Origin of the sequence: Pseudomonas sp. LAP_36 (assembly GCF_019456785.1) — a bacterium.
Lineage (GTDB): Bacteria > Pseudomonadota > Gammaproteobacteria > Pseudomonadales > Pseudomonadaceae > Aquipseudomonas > Aquipseudomonas tritici.
Genome location: NZ_JAHZMS010000012.1, coordinates 41,871 through 60,725 on the forward strand (window position 1 = coordinate 41,871; position 18,855 = coordinate 60,725).

21 protein-coding genes and 2 pseudogenes are annotated in these 18,855 nt (G+C 59.2%); 7 read left to right on the plus strand and 16 right to left on the minus strand.

Annotated elements, in window-relative coordinates:
• Positions 1–17 precede the first annotated feature (17 nt).
• The 10 genes and pseudogenes from JBO08_RS26050 to JBO08_RS28235 all read right to left on the minus strand — a co-directional run.
• Positions 18–869 (minus strand): transporter substrate-binding domain-containing protein, encoded by an 852-nt coding sequence (locus JBO08_RS26050; RefSeq protein WP_065910765.1) that lies wholly within the window; start codon positions 867–869, stop codon positions 18–20.
• On the minus strand, positions 866–1,642 hold the full coding sequence (locus JBO08_RS26055; RefSeq protein ID WP_065875898.1) for an amino acid ABC transporter ATP-binding protein: 777 nt from the start codon (positions 1,640–1,642) through the stop codon (positions 866–868). The genes JBO08_RS26050 and JBO08_RS26055 overlap by 4 nt, the downstream gene beginning before the upstream one ends.
• The gene (locus JBO08_RS26060) at positions 1,639–2,298 is read right to left on the minus strand and encodes an amino acid ABC transporter permease (RefSeq protein ID WP_065875899.1); all 660 of its coding nucleotides are present in this window, start codon (positions 2,296–2,298) and stop codon (positions 1,639–1,641) included. Before JBO08_RS26060 ends, JBO08_RS26055 begins: the two co-directional genes overlap by 4 nt.
• Positions 2,279–2,944 carry an amino acid ABC transporter permease gene (locus JBO08_RS26065; RefSeq protein WP_003187615.1) on the minus strand — a complete coding sequence of 222 codons (666 nt, stop codon included), beginning with the start codon at positions 2,942–2,944 and terminating at the stop codon, positions 2,279–2,281. Before JBO08_RS26065 ends, JBO08_RS26060 begins: the two co-directional genes overlap by 20 nt.
• A gap of 338 nt (positions 2,945–3,282) precedes the next feature.
• Positions 3,283–4,653 (minus strand): TcdA/TcdB catalytic glycosyltransferase domain-containing protein, encoded by a 1,371-nt coding sequence (locus JBO08_RS26070; RefSeq protein ID WP_065879737.1) that lies wholly within the window; start codon positions 4,651–4,653, stop codon positions 3,283–3,285.
• A gap of 300 nt (positions 4,654–4,953) precedes the next feature.
• Entirely contained in the window at positions 4,954–5,736 is a 783-nt protein-coding gene (locus tag JBO08_RS26075) for a MetQ/NlpA family ABC transporter substrate-binding protein (RefSeq protein ID WP_049710620.1), read from the minus strand.
• Positions 5,737–5,880: 144 nt separating this feature from the next.
• Positions 5,881–6,789, minus strand: a complete 909-nt coding sequence (locus tag JBO08_RS26080) for a sigma 54-interacting transcriptional regulator (RefSeq protein WP_065875903.1) — start codon at positions 6,787–6,789, stop codon at positions 5,881–5,883.
• Between the two features lie 49 nt (positions 6,790–6,838).
• A complete protein-coding gene (locus JBO08_RS26085; protein WP_065910763.1) occupies positions 6,839–7,420 on the minus strand; it encodes an alpha/beta hydrolase in 582 nt (193 codons plus the stop codon).
• A gap of 297 nt (positions 7,421–7,717) precedes the next feature.
• A pseudogene (locus JBO08_RS26090) lies at positions 7,718–7,912 on the minus strand (ExbD/TolR family protein); the annotation flags it as partial.
• Positions 7,908–8,000, minus strand: a pseudogene (locus JBO08_RS28235) (energy transducer TonB); the annotation flags it as partial. The pseudogenes JBO08_RS28235 and JBO08_RS26090, both read right to left, overlap by 5 nt.
• A gap of 571 nt (positions 8,001–8,571) precedes the next feature.
• On the opposite strand from JBO08_RS28235, the gene JBO08_RS26095 reads away from it, so the two are divergent.
• A complete protein-coding gene (locus tag JBO08_RS26095) occupies positions 8,572–9,474 on the plus strand; it encodes a hypothetical protein (protein ID WP_139113189.1) in 903 nt (300 codons plus the stop codon).
• Positions 9,475–9,507: 33 nt separating this feature from the next.
• On the opposite strand, the gene JBO08_RS26100 is transcribed toward JBO08_RS26095, so the two are convergent.
• The gene (locus tag JBO08_RS26100) at positions 9,508–10,359 is read right to left on the minus strand and encodes a LysR family transcriptional regulator (RefSeq protein ID WP_220075192.1); all 852 of its coding nucleotides are present in this window, start codon (positions 10,357–10,359) and stop codon (positions 9,508–9,510) included.
• A 111-nt stretch (positions 10,360–10,470) separates the two neighbouring features.
• Here JBO08_RS26100 and JBO08_RS26105 point away from each other — a divergent pair, with 111 nt between their 5' ends.
• Positions 10,471–11,652, plus strand: a complete 1,182-nt coding sequence (locus JBO08_RS26105) for a CynX/NimT family MFS transporter (RefSeq protein ID WP_220075191.1) — start codon at positions 10,471–10,473, stop codon at positions 11,650–11,652.
• Between the two features lie 97 nt (positions 11,653–11,749).
• Positions 11,750–11,881 carry a hypothetical protein gene (locus tag JBO08_RS28585; protein WP_256530440.1) on the plus strand — a complete coding sequence of 44 codons (132 nt, stop codon included), beginning with the start codon at positions 11,750–11,752 and terminating at the stop codon, positions 11,879–11,881.
• On the opposite strand, the gene JBO08_RS26110 is transcribed toward JBO08_RS28585, so the two are convergent.
• Positions 11,882–12,976 carry a fatty acid desaturase gene (locus tag JBO08_RS26110; RefSeq protein WP_065879725.1) on the minus strand — a complete coding sequence of 365 codons (1,095 nt, stop codon included), beginning with the start codon at positions 12,974–12,976 and terminating at the stop codon, positions 11,882–11,884.
• Positions 12,977–13,076: 100 nt separating this feature from the next.
• Between JBO08_RS26110 and JBO08_RS26115 the strand changes: the two genes are divergently transcribed.
• Positions 13,077–14,081 (plus strand): AraC family transcriptional regulator, encoded by a 1,005-nt coding sequence (locus JBO08_RS26115; protein WP_220075190.1) that lies wholly within the window; start codon positions 13,077–13,079, stop codon positions 14,079–14,081.
• A gap of 129 nt (positions 14,082–14,210) precedes the next feature.
• Here the strand turns inward: JBO08_RS26115 and JBO08_RS26120 are convergent, their stop codons facing one another.
• Positions 14,211–14,576, minus strand: a complete 366-nt coding sequence (locus JBO08_RS26120) for a response regulator (RefSeq protein ID WP_049710631.1) — start codon at positions 14,574–14,576, stop codon at positions 14,211–14,213.
• A gap of 98 nt (positions 14,577–14,674) precedes the next feature.
• Between JBO08_RS26120 and JBO08_RS26125 the strand changes: the two genes are divergently transcribed.
• Together JBO08_RS26125 and uraH are read left to right on the plus strand one after the other, a co-directional pair.
• On the plus strand, positions 14,675–15,148 hold the full coding sequence (locus JBO08_RS26125; RefSeq protein ID WP_220075189.1) for a heme-binding protein: 474 nt from the start codon (positions 14,675–14,677) through the stop codon (positions 15,146–15,148).
• Between the two features lie 10 nt (positions 15,149–15,158).
• Positions 15,159–15,578 (plus strand): hydroxyisourate hydrolase, encoded by a 420-nt coding sequence (uraH, locus tag JBO08_RS26130; protein ID WP_220075188.1) that lies wholly within the window; start codon positions 15,159–15,161, stop codon positions 15,576–15,578.
• Here the strand turns inward: uraH and JBO08_RS26135 are convergent.
• Positions 15,575–16,264 (minus strand): Crp/Fnr family transcriptional regulator, encoded by a 690-nt coding sequence (locus tag JBO08_RS26135; protein ID WP_065890207.1) that lies wholly within the window; start codon positions 16,262–16,264, stop codon positions 15,575–15,577. The two genes, uraH and JBO08_RS26135, sit on opposite strands and share 4 nt — an antisense overlap.
• An 83-nt stretch (positions 16,265–16,347) precedes the next feature.
• Between JBO08_RS26135 and JBO08_RS26140 the strand changes: the two genes are divergently transcribed.
• The gene (locus JBO08_RS26140) at positions 16,348–16,872 is read left to right on the plus strand and encodes a DUF962 domain-containing protein (protein ID WP_220075187.1); all 525 of its coding nucleotides are present in this window, start codon (positions 16,348–16,350) and stop codon (positions 16,870–16,872) included.
• 126 nt (positions 16,873–16,998) lie between these two features.
• Here JBO08_RS26140 and JBO08_RS26145 read toward each other — a convergent pair whose 3' ends face one another.
• Entirely contained in the window at positions 16,999–17,979 is a 981-nt protein-coding gene (locus JBO08_RS26145) for a sulfate/molybdate ABC transporter ATP-binding protein (RefSeq protein ID WP_065872795.1), read from the minus strand.
• 3 nt (positions 17,980–17,982) lie between these two features.
• The gene (gene cysW, locus JBO08_RS26150; protein WP_049710637.1) at positions 17,983–18,855 is read right to left on the minus strand and encodes a sulfate ABC transporter permease subunit CysW; all 873 of its coding nucleotides are present in this window, start codon (positions 18,853–18,855) and stop codon (positions 17,983–17,985) included.

Here is an 18,855-nt window from a genome sequence, read left to right on the forward strand (position 1 = left end):
ACTCAATAATGAACGGATCAACCCTGCCACTTCCCACCTTCCACAATCACACTCTCAGGCTTGGTGTCATCGCTCAGCTCTTTACGCACATATTGGTCGTACAGCTTGAGCAAAAACTTTTCCTCACCCAACTTCGCCAACTCGGCATTCACCCAGTCACGCAGTTCGACATTGCCCTTTTTCACCGCTGGCGCAATCGGCGCTTCATCACCGAGTTTCTCTTCCAGCACGCGGTAGCCCGGGTTCTGCTTGGCCCAGCTGAACAACACCAGGTTGTCTTGCGCATAGGCATCACCACGCCCCGCCGACAACGCTTGCAACGACTCGGAGTTCTTCTCGAACTTGAGCAGCTTCCAGTCCGGGTGGTTCTTGGTCAGCCAGATATCAGCCGTGGTACCGGTGGTGACGATGGTCGTACGGGTGGCCAGGTCATCCAGGCTTTTCACGGCGCTGTTGTTTGGCACCAGGGCCTGTACCGCGACTTTCAGGTTGGGGTTGGTGAAGTCCACCGCTTCCTTGCGCTCCGGGGTCACAGTCATGTTGGCAAGGATCAGATCGACCTTGTCGCTTTGCAGAAACGGAATACGGCTGGCCGGCTCGACCGCCACGAATTCGACTTTGTTTTCGTCGCCCAGCAGGTCCTTGGCGAATTGACGGCCAATGTCGGTATCGAACCCCACATAGCGACCGGCTTCGTTGACAAAACCGAACGGCGGCTTGTCGGTGAAGACGCCGACGATCAGCTTGTCGCGCGCCTTGATCTTGTCGATGTAGCTCACGGTGGCAGCCGGCTTTACAGGCTCTTCGGCCTTTTTATCGCACCCGGCCAGTAAGGCGACGGCAAACAGTGGCAGCAGTAACTTTTTCATATCAGCGCAAGTTCCTTAGGTTTTTTGGGCAGTGTTGACACAAAGGAGAACTTCTCCAGGAACTGCTGCGCGCGTGCGGTTTGCGGGTTCGTAAAGAATTCTTCGGGGGTGTTGTGTTCAAGGATGCGACCGGCCTCCATAAACACCACGCGGTCGGCGACGGCGCGGGCGAAGGCCATTTCGTGGGTGACGATCAGCAGGGTCATGCCATCGCGGGCCAGGCCCTGGATCACTTCCAGCACTTCCTTGACCATTTCCGGGTCGAGGGCGGCGGTGACTTCGTCAAACAGCATCACTTGGGGGTTCATGCACAACGAGCGGACGATGGCGATGCGTTGCTGCTGGCCGCCAGAGAGCTGGCGTGGGAAGGCGTCGCGCTTGTCGGCAAGGCCCACGCGGTCCAGCAGTTTTTCGGCCTGCTCGCGGGCTTCACGAGGGTCGCGTTTTTGCACCTTCAACGGGCCGAGCAGGATGTTGTCGAGCACGCTCATGTGCGGGAACAGGTGGTAACTCTGGAACACCATGCCAATGTCCTGGCGCACCTGGCGCCAGTCGGTTTTCTTGTCCAGTAGCTCATTGCCGGCAAAGCGCAGGCTACCGCTATGCGCGACTTCCAGACCATTAAGGCAACGCAGCAAGGTGCTTTTGCCGCAGCCACTGGGGCCGAGGATCACCACCACTTCGCCGCTTTGCACGCTCAGGTCGATGCCCTTGAGCACCTGCGCCTCGCCGAAGAATTTGTTGAAACCCTGAAACTCGATCAATGCGCTCATGCTTGGGCCCAGCGCCGTTCCAGCACCTTGGAGGCGGCCGACAACGGGTAGCAGATAAAGAAGAAAAACAGGAACAGCACGCCGTAGATCAGGACCGACTCATAGGTGCGCTCGATGATTTGCTGGCCGACCTTGATCACATCCACCACGCCGATCAGCACCGCCAGGGAACTGGTCTTGATGATGCGCGTGTAGACGTTGATGGTCGGTGGCGTCATGCGCTTTAGCGCCTGTGGCAGCAGCACGTAGCCGTAGAGCTGCGGATCAGACAGGCCTATCGACAACCCCGCCTCGCGCTGGCCGCGAGGCAACGAATGCAAGGCGCCACGCACCACTTCGCCGACTTCACTGGCGCCCCACAACGACAGCACCAGCACCGCGCACCAGAAACTCGGGATGCTCAGGCCAAAGAAAATCGGCAGACCGAAAAACAGCAGGTACAACCACACCAGCACCGGGATTGCGCGAAACAGCTCCAGATAAACCCGCAGCGCCGCGTTGATCAGCGTGTTATTCAAGGTGCGCAGCACGCCATACAACACGCCACCGACGGTGCTGAAGGCGATGCTCAAGAATGAAATCGACAGGGTTTGCGCAGCGCCCTTGCCCAGTTGCGGCAACGACACCCACAACAACTCAAGACCCGAACTGGCCATGTTGGAGCCTCCTTTCCAAGCGGCTGAGCAGCAGCGACAGCGGCAAGAACAGCAGTACGCAAATCAGCGTCAGCACGGCGAGCATCTCGTAAGTCTTGTAGTACAGCGCGATGTAGCTCTTGGTGGTGTAGAGAATCTCCGGCACCGCCACGGCCGAGACCACGGTGGTTTCCTTGAGCAGGAAGATGAAATTGGCGAACAGCGCCGGCAGGCTGAGAATGCCGGCCTGCGGCAGGATCACATGCCGCAGCAGTTGCCAATCGGACAGGCCGATGGACTTGCCCGACTCGATCTGCGCCAGCGGCACGGCTTCCACACCGGCGCGCAGCACTTCAGTGAGGTACGCGCCGCCAAGGAACGTCATGGTGATGATCGCCGCCCAGAACCCGGAAATATTGAAGCCCAGGGCCGGCAGCGCGAAGTACACGAAAAACAGTTGGATCAGCAGCGGCGTGTTGCGGGCCAGCTCCACGTACAGCGCCACCAGGCGCGACAGGTACGGCGTGCGAAACACCAGCAGCGCCGCGTTGATCAGCGCCACCAGCAGCGAGGTGGCAATGGCGATCAAGCCTACTTGCAGGGTCACCCCCACGGCTTTCAAAAACGCCGGCAGGGTGCTGAGGATAAAAGCGAAATCGAAGGTCATTTCCAGTCCATGACGCCGCAAGGGTAATGCAGCGAGCGCAATCCGATCCGACATGGGTAACGCCGGGTAGCGCGAACTTTAAAGGCATAAAAAGCAAAATTTAAATACCAAAATAGCATATTGATATCACCCAAAAAGATAACCGGCGGATTCGCGGGTTTGCCGGGTGACGGCTATGGTTGTGGGGTCTGAGATTCGAGGGATTGAACAATGAACGAAGGGAAACCGATTGATCCGCAGGAGTTGGTGAAATGGTTGATGGCGTTGCGCAGGGCAATCAATAGCCAGGCACTGTGACAAAAAAACAGCCTCACCACGGTGAGGCTGTTTTCACGCTTTCAACCTTGCGCCGATGGCCGCCGATCAGCGCCCCCCGCCATGGCTTTGGTGGCACTTTTCTGCTGCTCTTCCGTTTCAAAATTGACGTAGTTGTCCGGGAACTTGAAGTGCGAATCCACCAGGCTCCAGTACTCTTTGTTCTCTGGCTTCGCCATGTCCCATATACGTTCGGCGGAGGATGCGGCGTCGTTACGTATTTGGTCCGGTTGCCCTTTGGCTTCTTGTATCACCCGGTCGACATGCCCGCGTAATGCGTTGGGCCCGGTGGTTTCGATCGTGCTTTTGTTCGGGCGGCTGAAATAACGGTCGCCGGCGTACTCATTACCTTTCATCGAGCGATATTTATCCCCGATGTCATCAATCATGGTCGTCAGCATCGCGCTCTGGGGATGGCTGGCGAACAACGCGTTGGCAAAATAAGGTGTGGCGTTGCCACTCGCTTCACTCTTGCCTGCCGCCATGCCGACCAGCATCAGGTCCGGATGGGCATTCAACGCGCCATCGAGCGGGCGTACGCTTTCCAGATCGATGTCTGTGTAGGTGCCGCCATGTCGATTGACGATTTCATACCGGGCGACGTCAGAGGCTGCGGCATAACCGCCATTGCGCCCGATGATTTCATGTTGATAAACGTCCTGGTTTTTCAAACGTATATCAGCCGGATTGCTCAAATCACGTATCTGTACGTTTTTCAGGTCTGCGAATCGCCCTTGCAAAGCAGCTAGCGCCGTCGTATCACGGGGCGGGTTGCTGACATAGCGGTCCCAGGACTTAGTGGTCTGGTCGAGAATGGTGGCTTCTGCTTGATTAAACTTATCATCGGTACGCGAAGCATGACGCGCAAATGCACTTAGCACTTGCGAAGCATTTTCCGCAGTCACTTTCCCGCCCTCAGGCAGCAGAGAAGCCCTCAATGCTTTGTTACCTGGGGACGACAGTTCTTTATTAAGCTCTGAGATCACTTGTTTTTGCTCAATCTTATTACGCTGCTCGTTCCCCGGGCTGCTCATCACCGTTTTAAGTTGACTGAACAAACCACGAACAGGCCTTTCCGACTGATAGTTTGGATAGATACTTTCAGCTTTGGCCTGTGCAGTTTTATTAGTTGCATAAGTATCAAATTGAGTAGAGTCCACCCACAACATAATTTTATGGTTGGGGTTCATCTTGGCCCACTGGCGTAAGTAGGTGTTCTGGTTTGAGCCGGGCTTGGAGCCGACCCAGACCATGTGGATATTATTGGGCACCGGCTTGAACTGGTCTTTGGGGTATTGGGTTTCGAAGCTTGCAGCACTTTCCGGCGGGTGAGCTCCAACGGCAGGAGCGGCCATAAAGGTCGGCACATGATTGGGGGAAATGGAATTCAACATAATAACGGCTCCAAAAGCTTATATAACTCACTGGCGCCTCCATGCGATGACTCCTACAACCTGTGCAAGCTTGCTCTCACACATTCAATCGGGCAAAACTAAAACTGTAAGATAATTTATAAATACACTCAGAAATAATTATTCAAATTGATAAATGAACCAAACCATTTGCCAAGGCCAATAAAGCAGTTAACGCGCCTATATTTTCCAACCCTGTTTTTTTCAAAAAGACCGCATAAAAAAACGCCGACGCTGTAGTAGCCGTCGGCGTTGAAACCTTGAAGGGGGTTTTGGCTTACATCAGAACGCCGGCACTACCGCGCCGTTGTACTTCTTCTCGATGAAGGCTTTGACTTCCGGGCTGGTCAGGGCCTTGGACAGTTTCTGGATAGCGTCGCTGTCCTTGTTGTCCGGGCGTGCCACCAGGAAGTTCACGTAGGGCGACTTGGCGTCTTCAATGATCAGCGCGTCTTTCGCCGGGTTGAGGCCAGCTTCCAGGGCGTAGTTGGTGTTGATGACGTCGAGGTCAACCTGATCCAGTACACGTGGCAGCAGGGCCGATTCCAGCTCCTTGAATTTCAGGTGCTTGGGGTTGTCCTTGATGTCTTTCGGTGTGGACAGGGCATTGGTTGGGTCTTTCAGCGTGATCAGACCATTCTTTTGCAGCAGCAACAGGGCACGGCCGCTGTTGGAGCCTTCGTTCGGGATGGCAACGGTGGCGCCATCTTTGAGCTCAGAAATATTCTTGATTTTTTTCGAGTAACCGCCGATTGGCTCAACGTGTACGCCAATTACAGTGACCAGGTTGGTGCCCTTGCCCTTGTTGAAGTTTTCCAGGTACGGCAGGGTCTGGAAGTAGTTGGCATCCAGGCGTTTCTCGGCAACCTGCGTGTTGGGTTGCACGTAGTCGGTGAAGACTTTGATTTCCAGGTCCACGCCTTCTTTGGCCAGGGTTGGCTTGATCAGCTCGAGGATCTCGGCGTGCGGGATCGGGGTCGCCGCTACGACCAATTTCTCGTTGGCCTGGGCCAAGCTTGCAGTCAGGGCAGCCGCCAGTGCGGTAAACAACAGAACCTTTTTCATGCAGTGTCCTTATCGACATTCCGGGGCGTCTCTGACGACCGTTTTTATGAGGTGTGCCAGCGAAGTGCTATCGCGGCGTGGAATGGACAATACCTAGATTTTTTATTCCCGAACAATATCTTTTATTCACGTTGATATTCCATTTTATTCATACAGGAATTTGCGCAGGGTTTCCTGCTCGGCAGGGCTGGCGCTGTTGAAAATTCGCTGTACTCGCTCCAGGGGTGAGCCCGCCGCTGGCAGGTTCAAATGCTCGGGCAAAATCTCGTCGCCGCTGCTGACCAGCAATGCGAAGTGAATAACGTTTTCCAGCTCACGGGTGTTTCCCGGCCAGCTGTGATGTTCCAGCACACGCTGGGCTGCATCGCTGATCAGCGGCACCGGCAGGTCCAGGCGCTGACTGTAGATCCCGAGGAAGTACTCGGCCAGGGACAGGATATCGCCGACGCGCTCGCGCAGTGCCGGCAAGTCCAACCGGCCTTCGCTCAAGTAATGGAACAAGCGCTCATGGAACTTGCCGGCAGCCACGGCCTGGGCCAGGTCGATGCTGGTGGCGGCAACCAGGCGCACATCCACCGGGCTAGGCTGATGGGCACCGACGCGGGTAACTTCGTGGTTTTCCAGGGCGGCCAGCAGTTTCACCTGGATCGGCAGCGGCAAGTCGCCGATCTCATCCAGGTACAACGTGCCGCCATTCGCCGATCCAAACCAACCGGCCCGGCTGCTGGCCGCGCCACTGTGGGCACCAGCCGCATAGCCGAACAATTCGGCATCGGCGTAAGTCGGGCTGATGGCGCCGCAGTTGACCGAAACAAACAAGCCGGTGCGGTCGCTGCCACGGTGGATATGCCGCGCCAGCAGCTCTTTACCGCTACCGGTTTCGCCGCGGATCAACACAGGTAACGCGCGCGGCGCGAGGCTTTCCAGGTCTTCGCGCAATTGGCGCGAACGCGGATCAACAAACACCAACGCCTTGGCGCGGATGCTCAGCGGGCTTTTCTCGGCGTCGGGAAAGGTCAGCAAGGGCTGGCCGTAGGTTTCGTGCAGACTCATGGCAGGCTCCCGCCCCCAATCCACTCAGGGACGGGGCGTTGAAAAATGTTCAGGCAGTACGCCGGGCGTGGTGCTCAAGGCGGCTTTGCAGGCGATAGAGGTAAGCGAAACCCTGCTCCCAGCGCTGGTGGCCGGATTTCACATTGATATGCCCGGCACCGGACAAGATGCCGGCTTCGGCACCCCAGTTACGCGCGAGCTCCAAGGCGCGTGGAGCACTGACGGCACTGTCGTTATCGGAACTGACCACCTGGCTGGGAAACGGCAGCAGGTCGGTGGGGATCGGCGCAAAGTTGCGCAAGGCAGGCGAGCAGGCAGGACGTTCGACATCGGCGGGGGCCACCAGCAAGGCGCCGCGCACTTGCCGCAGAAACTGCACGGGGGCCGTGGCCGCCCAATGCGCTACGGTGATGCAGCCCAGGCTATGCGCGATCAGGATCACCGGCGTGCTGTCGGCGGCGATGGCTTCGGCCAGCGCGGCCACCCAATCTTCGCGACGCGGGGTGAGCCAATCGGCCTGCTCCACCCGTGCACTGTTGGGCAGGTTGTTCTGCCAGTGACTTTGCCAATGATCTTCTGGCGATCCTTGCCAGCCCGGCACGATCAGATAACGAATCGATTCGCTGTGCATGGGTGTGCCCTCCTGCAGCGTTTAACGTTGCTGAACAGTATAGGGACGGGGATTATATTCGTTAAGGAATAAGAAGCTATTTATTAATAACCAAAAACTCAACCCCACAGAAGATCAAAATGTGGGAGCGGGCTTGCTCGCGAATGCGGTGGGTCAGTCGATACATGTACCGGCTGATCCACCGCATTCGCGAGCAAGCCCGCACACAGTGGTTCAGTGTCGTGGCAGGAATCGCGCGCAAAAAAAAGGCCGCACCCTGCCAAGGAGACGGCCCAAAAACTGTCGAGATGTTTGAAATTAGCGCGCTGTAATCACCGACAGCGTGGTAATCCCCGCGCGCTCGATAGACGCCATGGCGCGTGCCACTTCGCCGTAATTCACGCCATCGTCAGCCTGCAATTGCACCCGCACATCGGGGTCCTTGGCCTTGGCCGCCTGCAAGTTGAATTCCAGCAGGTTCGGCTGGATTTCATCCTTGTTGATAAACAGTTTTCTGTGTTCGCAGTTGCCCCAACGGCGCGCGGTGCGGCCGGCCAAGGTCGACCAACTCACCAACCGGGGCCTGGCGCCATGGCGCCTTCCTACGGTTTGAAACAAAAAACCGACAGGCCTGCGTGGAAGGCCGTCCTAGGCTGAATCATCGGGCCTAGACGCTTATCTCTTAAAGTAACCTTTAAATTTATACCTAGATCAAAACCGAATAAACGAAACATCGAAAAACCTGAAAGCCACGGCCTGCGAGGGCTGGCTTTGACACGTGACTGTTCCAATGCTTTTCAGGCATACAAAATATTCATGAAAGGCATCATTTAGCAGGCGTTGCGAGCGCAGTTGATCCGTTGCGGGGCATGGAACTCGACGCGTGGCCCCTGTCACTGAACGACACCAAGCTAACCAAAAGGTGTATTGACATGTTCATCCATCAGATCTCCTCCTCTTCAATACCTCAATTCAACGGCACTGCCGCGGTCACCCAACTTGCTGCACCGTCGCAGACAAATGCGTTTGTTGACCCCGCCAGTCGGTCCGTGGAGGGAAGCCGTACACGCGAACTGGCATTGCAACAAACCGTGGCGGCCAGGGACCTGCTCTATCATCCCGGTCAAACGTTACGCACCTAGATAGGGTTAGCGGCGGGCCGAGCGCACGAAATGATCAGTTACTTGGGTATTCTGCAAGGCCCATTGGGGGGGCATCTTTTTGGAGCTGAAGGGCTCATGCCTGGCGAAAAGCCGCAGGCCTTGCTCAATACCCTGCAACGGTTGGTCAACGACATACCGGCGGGCAGTCACAGCGCGACGGCTAAAGATCGGTCGGTACTGATAGCACTCATGGGTGATATCGGAGCGATTCTGAGCGATACAACGACCGGCATCGAGCGTACGAAAGAGCAGAATCAGCAACTGCGCAAATGGATTCCTCGCCTACTGGGACTTGCGCATCCGGCGGCGGAATCCATGGCCGCCACTACCGAACTGGGGGGCTCGGGCACCATCGGCCCGACTAAAAAACAGGAACGAATCAAACCGCCAAATGAGCAACCTCCACGCACAGGCATTCACAACCTGGGGAGACAAGCGGATGACCTGCTGGGTATTGCGCAATCACAGCGGTTGCTTCCTAGCCGATGGGACGTGGCGCAGCTGAAAACCGAACGGGTGAACACCACCGACGAACCGTTGGTGGCACACATGTCTGGCACACAGGCGGAAACCCTGGCCGTCTGGGACATGCTTCGCGGTGAGCAAAAGCCCTTCACTCAAGTGATGGACACGTTCAGAGAACAATCAAGCAACACGAACGATCCCATGGCTTACTTACCACCCAGAGAACGGGACGCTCGCTACGCACGCGCGGCTGGCACCGCCGCGTTTTTGATCAGCAACGGGTACCACAGTGCCGTTGAAGTGCTGGGGGGAACGCTGGCCTATACGGGCCAGGATGGGCAATCCGCGGTGGGCTCACGACAAGACATCGCCCACCTCTGCGGACAAGGTGCAGCAACGGCGCTTGTGTGCGAGCTGCTCAACTCACAGAGCAGCTCTCGCTATTAAGCGCGAGTGCCACAGTGAATAGAACCCACTGACCTATGCCATTTGCCCGGCGCACAACTTCAAGATTTGCTGCTGCAATGCATGCCCTGCTGCTCCCAGGCCTGTACGGGCGTAAAGCGCCAAACGTACGCCTTGTACCGCGGGCAAACCGCTGTCAGCACCTAACACCCTATGGCCGGACTGCACCACGCGCAGGGGCAACAGGCTGATTCCCAACCCCGCCGCTACCGCTGAACACACACTGGCCAGGCTGGCGCTGGAATACCCGATGCGCCAACGCCAGCCGCCCACTTCAAGGTGTTGCAGCATTTCATTGCGGTACAGGCCGCCCACTGGGAATGCCACCAACGGCAAGGGATCGCGGCCCAGAGACGGCGTGCTGAGGCTATCCACCCAGCACAAAGGCTCTGGCCATGAGGCCAGGCAGTCGTCGCTGTCACCGATCTGCTTGACCAGCAACACATCGAATTCACCGCTGCGGTACTGGCGCTGCAACTCGGGGCCGAGGCCGCTGGTGACTTCCAGGCGCACCCGCGGATAGGCCAGCACAAAGGCCGAGAGCAATGGCATCAGGCGTTCGGCGGCAAAGTCTTCCGGTACACCGAGGCGTAGCACACCGTCGCTCTGCTGGCTGATCAACACGTCGGCGGCTTCTTCATGCAACGCGAGGATGCGCCGCGCATAGGCCAGCAGGCGCTCGCCCTCGGCCGTCGCCACCACACGGCGTTGGTCGCGATCCAGCAGCTGGCACGCCACCGCGTCTTCCAGGCGGCGGATCTGCTGGCTGACGGTGGACTGAGTCAAGTGCAGGCGCTCGGCCGCCCGGGTGAAATTGCCACAATCCACTACGGCGACAAAGCTGCGCAATAACACGGGGTCGAACATGGCAGTCACCATTCCATTTGCCACTGGTTGGCATGGTTGTATTTAATTTCAGAATACCCGTGGCGCTGCCCATACTCACCCCTCATTTTTAACCCTTCGGAAGCCTGCTGCATGACGTTCAACCCTTCATCTGCCGGCAAATTCGCCGGCTGGGGACTGTTGGTAGTCCTGGGTCTCAATCTGCGGCCCATCCTCAGCTCCATCAGCCCGCTGCTCGGTGAGATTCGCCTGGCCACCGGCTTGAGTTTCCAGAGCAGTGCCCTGCTCACCAGCCTGCCCGTGGTGTGCATGGGCCTGGTGGCGCTGGTGGGTGTACGCGTTGAAGCGCAGCTCGGTGAACGGCGTGGCATCGCCCTCGGCCTGGTGATGATCCTGCTGGCGTGCCTGGCCCGCTGGCTGATGGGCCAAGGTTCTACGCTGCTGGTGACCGCGTTGCTGGGCGGTGCCGGTGTCGCGCTGATCCAGGCGTTGGTGCCGGCGATGATCAAGCGCGAGTTTCATCACCGTGTGCCAGTGGCGATGGGCGTGTATTCCGCATCGTTGATGGCCGGCGGTGGGCTGGCGGCGCTGCTCAGCCCGGTGGCCGCCACGCATTTCCAGCAATGGCAGGCGGGGCTCGGTATATGGCTGTTGCCCGCATTCGCGGCCTTGTTGCTGTGGATCCGGCTGCCACTGGGAGCGGCAAAAAGCGCGAAAGTCATCCCCGCCTTCAAGGGCCTGCGCAATCGCCGCGCCTGGCTGCTGGCGTTGTATTTCGGCTTGGTGAACTGCGGCTACATGAGCCTGGTCGCGTGGCTGCCGGCCTATTATCAGCAACTGGGCTGGGGCGTGCTGCCGAGTGGTTCGCTGCTGGCGTTCATGACCATCTTCCAGGTAATCGCCGCGCTGTTGATGCCGGTGCTGGCACAACGCGGGATCGATCGTCGGCCGCTGCTGTGGATCAGCCTGCTGGCCCAGACCATTGGTTATCTCGGCCTGTTGATGGCGCCGTTGCAGTTCCCCCATCTGTGGGTGGCGCTGTGTGGTTTCGGCCTGGGCGCGTGTTTCGCCCTAAGTCTGCTACTGACGCTCGACCATCACCGCGACCCGCGCCAAGCCGGGCAACTGGCGGCGTTCGTGCAAGGCGTGGGCTTTTTGATCAATGCGATTTCGCCATGGTTGACCGGCTGGTTGCGCGAACTCACCGGCAGCTTTGCCAGCGCCTGGGTCGTGCTGACAATGACGGCAGTGGCGATGCTGGTGGTGACCCGCGTGTTCAGCCCCGCCACCTATCGAACGGCACCCGCTCTATAGATGTACCTTTAAGATCCAGACAAAACAAAAACGCTTCATTGACGGAATAAGGCGTCCCCTTAAAATTCCGGTTCTCCTACAGGATGCCGGACCCACCATGGACCTTCGCCAACTGCCCGCGGGCGCCGAAGAAGCGTTCGTCGACGCTTTCGCCAGTGGCCAATTGCAGAGGCTGCACTGGCGCAACCTGCCCCGTGCCCTGGACAGCCTGAACAACCATAGCGGGTGATCAGCCGCGCTGGGGCTCGCTTGTCGCCTGCGGCGAAGGCGCTGATCGAAACCCTGCAGGCGGTGGAAATCCAAGCCGATTGGCCCGCGCAAACGTCCCGAAATCATTGAAGCGCACACCCATTTGCGCCATGACCTTGTGCGCCACCTTCGCGGTCATCTGACGGATGTAAAACGGCTCTTTCACCACAAAATGGTGGATGCCGTGGGTGCTGCCGAAGTTGAAGCAGAACGCCTGCAACGGCCACATCCACCAAGGGTTCAATACCTGGGTTTGCTGGATCACATTGCCCAGTTCCACATCACCGTAATAGTGCATGTTGGAGCTGACAAAGTGCAGGCAAAAGGTACGCAGTACGTTGGGGCCAATGATCACCACGGCGGCGATGTCGATCACCTGCATCGTCTGCAACGTGCCGGCAGACCACTCGATGGGCGCACCCAACAGGCTGGCAATGCCATTGGCGGCATGGAAACCCAGGAACACATACCACGCGCCCCAATGCAGCAGCGCCAGCGGTGCGTATACCAGCAGCGAGCGCTTGAGGATCGACAGTTTGTGCTTCCAGGTCTTGGCCCGCAGCATGCGAATAAACGCCGACATGACGTTATCGCCGACCATCAGCAACCGCGCAAAACCCCAAGGCTCGCCGTTGGTGATGGCGCGTTCTTCCATATCGGTCTCAGTGCCGGAGACCTTGTGATGGTTGAGGTGCAAGTGGCGGCGTATCCACGGGTTGATCGTGCTCGGGCGCGCCAGCCACACCAGGCCCATCATCAGGTTGTGGGGCAGGCGCTGCTTGCGAAAATACATGCTGTGGATCAGGTCGTGTTCCAGCTCATGGGTCAATGAAGCGAGGAAGGCGTTGAGCAGCAGGCACACCCACCAGGCCATATACCCGGTGATGTAGAGCGCTGCCGAACCAATCATGCCGACCAGCGCAAACGCCAGAATGCCCGCGCCCAATGCGTCTTGATGCAGCAACCAGGGGTGCTGCCGGCGCAAGCGCACGCCTTCGGCCAGCACCACGTCACGGATATGCGCCGAGCGCTGTTGTGCGTTCATCTGCTGGGGGCTTGCAGAAGTACCGTCCATGATCACATCCTCTGGTTATCGATGCGTTCATCCTGCCCCACGCGATCTGGCAGGACGCTAGCCCTGGACGCCAACCTGTTGACCGCAAGCGCCAATCGTCATGACCGAACCCACTTCCCTCGCCAGCTGGACCCGCGCCCTGCGCAAGCAGCTCGACGCCTTGGGCCTGGACAGCGCCGCGCTGTGCACGCAGGCCGGGCTCGACCCGCAGCAGATGGACGATCCCAATGCGCGTTATCCGCTGTCGGCCACGACGCGGTTATGGGAATTGGCAGTGCACGCCAGCGGTGATCCGGCGATTGGCTTGCGGGTGTCGCGGTTTGTCAGCCCCACCACCTTTCATGCGCTGGGGTATGCGCTGGTGGCCAGCGGCAGCCTGCGGGAGGTGTTCGAGCGCATCGTGCGTTATCACCAGGTGGTCAGTGATGCGCTGACGCTGGCGCTTAGCGGGGACGGCGAGCGCTACCGCTTTCGCCTGCTGCAACCCCCGGGCAGCCCGGCGCCGGCATTCGAAGCCATCGATGCGTTTGCGGCGATCTATGTGCGCACCTGCCGCAATCGCCTGGGCCGTGAGTACGCACCGCTGGCGGTGCACCTGCGACGGCCAGAGCCTGCCGATCCCAATCCGTGGCACACCGTGTTTCGTGCGCCCGTGTTCTTCGGTGCCGAAGAAGACTGCCTGGAGTTTGCCGCCCACGATTTCGACAGCCACTTGGACGACGCCAACCCCGAACTGGCCGAGCACAACGAAACCGTGCTCAAGCGCACCCTCGCCCAACTGCAGCCACTGACCTGGGAGCGTAAGGTGCGTGCGGCTATTGAAGCGCAATTGCCGGACGGCGAGCCAAGTGCTGAGCGCATTGCCCAGGCCCTGCACCTGAGCTTGCGCAGTTTGCAGCGGCACCTGGCGGACGAAGGGTGTCGGTTTGATGCGTTGCTCAATGAATGCCGGGAGAATTTGGCGTTGCTGCATCTACGGGATCCGCAGTGCCCATTGGCAGAGATCAGCCACTTGTTGGGGTTTGCGGATACCAGCAGCTTTAACCGGGCGTTCAAGCGCTGGACGGGGATGACGCCGGGGCAGTTTCGGGATGGGTTGCGGTAGGGAAATGTAGGGTGGTCATGAGGGCCCCATCGCGGGCAAGCCCGGCTCCCACAGGGGGAATGCATTCCAAATGTGGGAGCTGGCTTGCCTGCGATGGCGGTGGCCCAGGCACTGAAGATGCCGGATCAGTCAGCGCCCACGATCCCGCCGCAACAGCTTCTTCACCCGCGCCACCAACGCCTTGGCCTCAAACGGCTTGAGCAAGTAATCATCCTCATGCAGTTCCAACCCACGCAGGCGGTCTTCGATCCCTTCCGGGGTCGTCAAGAACAACACCGGCGTCTCACCCTTCTTGCGTATCGCCTGCTGCAACTTCCAGGCATTCAAACCCGGCAACATCACATCCAGGATCACCAAGTCATATTCAGTGCTTTCCACAAACCGCTGAGCCGCCATGCCATTGGCTGCGACTTCCACTGCGAAGCCGGCCTCACTCAAGCCCTGGGCCATGAGTTGCGCTAATTTCGGCTGGTCTTCCACTAACAACACCTGCATGCCTACCTCTTGGTTCATTACAAACCTGTAATCGAATTGTTCGGCTTTTGACCGAGATCGCTGGCTAAGGTAGCGGCCTGCTTTTTGGAGCCGTTCCCATGTACCGCAATGCCTTGTTCTTGAGCTTCGCCATCAGCGCCAGCGTCCTGGCGGCACCCACGCTGCCGCGCCACGCCGACCTCGATTTGCACACCGCACGCCAACTGGCAGACGCCGGCCTGGCGCAATGCACGGCGGCACTTACCGTACTCGACCGGGGCGGCAATCTATTGCTGAGCCTGCGGGCCGACGGCGTAGGTCCGCACAACAGCATCGCCAGCCAACGCAAAGCGTACACGGCGTTGTCGACAAAAACCCCTACCCGGCTGTTTGCCGAACGCGCGCGCAACAACCCCGAGGCCGCCAACCTTAACAGCTTGCCCGAATTGCTGTTGCTCGGGGGCGGCATCCCGCTGTTTGCCGACGCTGAACTGGTGGGCGCGCTGGGCATTGCCGGTGCCGGCGGTGCCGAGCAGGACGAAGCGTGCGCGGTAAAGGCAGCCAATCAACTTGGCCTGACAATCACCCCTTGAGGAAACCTCGATGAAAACCCTGACCAAGACCCTCGCCGCCCTCAGCCTTAGCGGCCTGAGCGGCCTGAGCGGCCTGGCCCTGGCGGCCGGCAACCCCCTGAGCGTGCACGTCCTGAACCTGGAAAACGGCCTGCCGTCTGCCGGTGTCAGCGTCACCCTGGAGCAGCACGTAGGCGATCACTGGCAATCGCTGTCCGAAGGTGTCACCAACCAGCAGGGACGCATCGCCGAACTGTTCCCGGCCAACCAAGCCATGAAACCGGGCGAGTATCGCGTGGTATTCAAGACCGGCGACTACTACAAGAAAGCCCATCGCGAGACGTTCTTCCCGGAAGTCCCGGTGATATTCGAGGTCAAGCAGGCCGACCAGCACTACCACATCCCGCTGCTGCTGAGCCCTTACGGCTTTTCGACGTATCGCGGTTCCTAGCCGGCCCCCGCGGCCTGCCGCAAGCGCGGCAAGTCGAGCACTTCAATCGCGCCGTAACTCAGCTTGATGATCGCCTGCTGCTCTAACGCCTTGAGCAAACTGTTGGTGGTCTGGCGCGACAGGCTCAGCATCGCGGCCAAATCTTCCTGGGGCAGGTGCAAGACGCGACGGGAGTGCTCTATCTCGCCGTACCCGCCGGCAATCATCAGCAGTCGGTGGGCGATACGCGTCGACGCCGGCATCAGGCTCATCTGTTCGATATTGATCAGCGACAGGCGCAACTTCTGGCTCATCAACAACGCCACGTCACGCCAATACGCCGGGTTTTGGTCAAGAATCTCGAGCATCGCCGATTGCGGCACCTGCAACAGCGTGCACGGCCCAACCGACAAGGCGTCGTGGGTACGCGGCAAACCGTCGAACAGGCAGATCTCGCCGAACCAGAACGGTGTTTCAACCAGGCTCAACACCGCTTCCTTGCCCTGCGCATTGACCGCACTGACACGCATGGCCCCCTCCAATACCGCATACACCCCACAGGGCGGATCACCGCGCCTGAACAGGTATTGCCCCGCCGTCAGCTGACGCAGCCGAGCCGCCGCCAGCAAACTATCCTGTAGCTGTACAGGCAGGTGGCTGAACCACTGACCGGTGGCCAATCGGGCATGCCATGTTGCCGCAATCATGAGAACTCCAGAGATTGTCGCCCAGTTGACAGTCAGTCACTGGCTGACGGGAGATGATCAAACATCCTACAGGAGGAATAACAATGAAAAGCCTCGTCGACCACCTCAGTCAATACGCTGCCTACCACCGCGACCCGCGCAATATCGCCAGCCACTTTGTCGGCATTCCACTGATTGTTGTCGCGGTGGCCGTGCTGCTGTCACGCCCGGAATGGGCGATAGGCGGGGTGTGGATTTCACCGGCGGTGATCGTCGCACTGCTGTCGGCGGGGTTTTACCTGCGCTTGGAACTGGCGCTGGGTGTGTTGATGACGCTGCTGATGGGCTTGTCGGTGTGGGCCGGGCATGTGCTGGCGGCACAGAGCACGATGGTGTGGCTCAGCGGCGGCATTGGGATGTTTGTGGTGGGCTGGGTGATTCAGTTCGTCGGGCATTACTACGAAGGCAAGAAGCCGGCGTTTGTGGATGATGTGTCGGGGCTGATCGTGGGGCCGTTGTTTGTGGTGGCGGAGTTGGCGTTTTTGCTGGGGTTGCGGCAGGGGCTCAAGCAGCAGATAGAGCAGCGCTCGGGGCCGGTGGCCGTCAGAGAAAAACGCGCCACGGTCTGAAGCCGAGAGAGGTCTAAATGTGGGAGCGGGCTTGCTCGCGAATCCGGTCTGTCAGCTGATGAATGCATTGACTGACACTCCGCATTCGCGAGCAAGCCCGCTCCCACATTGGGTTTTGCACCGGCTTTAGGCTTTTTGCCAGACCTTGGGTTTGAAGAACAGCGTCTCACCCCGCGCCAGCCCGGTCAGGCTGTCGTGGTCTTTCACCACTTCGGCCTCGATCAGTTCGCTCTGGCCTTCGACCTTCAGGGTGACCCGCGTGGTGGCGCCCAATGGACGAATGTCGCGCACTTCAGCCGCATGATGATCTTCCAACTCATGCCGCGACAGCGACACTTCGTGAGGGCGGAACAGCACGTGCTGGTCTTCACCCAGGTGCAGGCGGTTCGAGTCCCCTAGGAAGTGATAGACGAAATCGCTGGCCGGGTTTTCGTAGACTTCACCCGGTGAACCGATCTGCTCGATCACGCCCTTGTTCATCACCACGATGCGGTCGGCGACTTCCATGGCCTCTTCCTGGTCGTGGGTCACAAACACCGAGGTCAAGTTGATGTCTTCGTGCAGGCGCGCCAGCCAGCGGCGCAGCTCTTTACGCACTTTGGCGTCGAGGGCGCCGAAGGGTTCGTCGAGCAACAGCACTTTGGGTTCTACCGCCAGGGCGCGGGCCAGGGCGATACGCTGGCGTTGGCCGCCGGAGAGCTGTTCCGGGTAGCGATCCGATAGCCAATCCAGCTGCACCATGTTCAGCAGTTCATGCACCTTGACCGCGATCTGGCTTTCATTCGGGCGCTGGTTCTTTGGCTTCATGCGCAGGCCGAACGCCACGTTGTCGAACACCGTCATGTGGCGGAACAGCGCATAGTGCTGGAACACAAAGCCGACGTTGCGATCGCGTACGTCGTGACCGGACACGTCTTCACCGTGGAACACGATGCTGCCGTCATCCGGGGTTTCGAGCCCTGCGATGATGCGCAGCAAGGTGGTCTTGCCGCAGCCGGACGGGCCAAGCAACGCCACCAGCTCGCCACTCTGGATGTCCAGATTGATGCTGTTCAGGGCCTTGAAGGCGTTGAAATTCTTGCTGACATTACGGACTTCGATCGACATGACTTATTCCTCACCGGCGCTGTTGCGCAGGCGGTTGATACGGTTCTCGCTCCACTGCTTGAGCAGCAGGATGAAGAGCGCCAGGATCAGCAACAGGCTGGCCACCGCAAACGCGGCGACATGGTTGTATTCGTTGTAGAGGATCTCGACATGCAGCGGCAGGGTGTTGGTCACGCCGCGAATGTGGCCGGACACCACCGACACCGCGCCGAACTCACCCATGGCCCGTGCGGTACACAGCACCACGCCGTAGATCAGGCCCCATTTGATATTCGGCACGGTCACGTGCCAGAACATCTGCCAGCCATTGGCGCCCAGCAGGCGCGCGGCCTCTTCTTCCTGGGTGCCCTGTTCCTGCATCAGCGGGATCAATTCACGGGCCACGAAGGGCACGGTGACGAAGATGGTCGCCAGCACGATGCCGGGCAAGGCGAACACGATCTGGATGTCATGCTCTTGCAGCCACGGACCAAAGAAGCCCTGCGCGCCGAACATCAGCACATAGACCAGACCCGCGATCACCGGCGACACCGAGAACGGCAGGTCGATCAGCGTGACCAGGATGCTCTTGCCACGGAACGAGTATTTGCTCACGCACCACGCGGCGCTGACGCCGAACACCAGGTTGAGCGGCACCGAAATCGCCACGGCGATCACCGTGAGCTTCAGTGCCGACAGTGCGTCGGGCTCAAGGATCGCGGTGAAAAACGCACCGAGGCCGTTCTTCAAGCCCTGGGTCACCACGATCAACAGCGGCAACAGCAGGAACAACACGAACACCAGCCAGCCAAGGCCGATCAGGATACGTCGCGACGTTGCACTGCCACGGCGGGCCGCATTGGCCGAGGACGCGGCGGAAATAGACGATTGGGACAT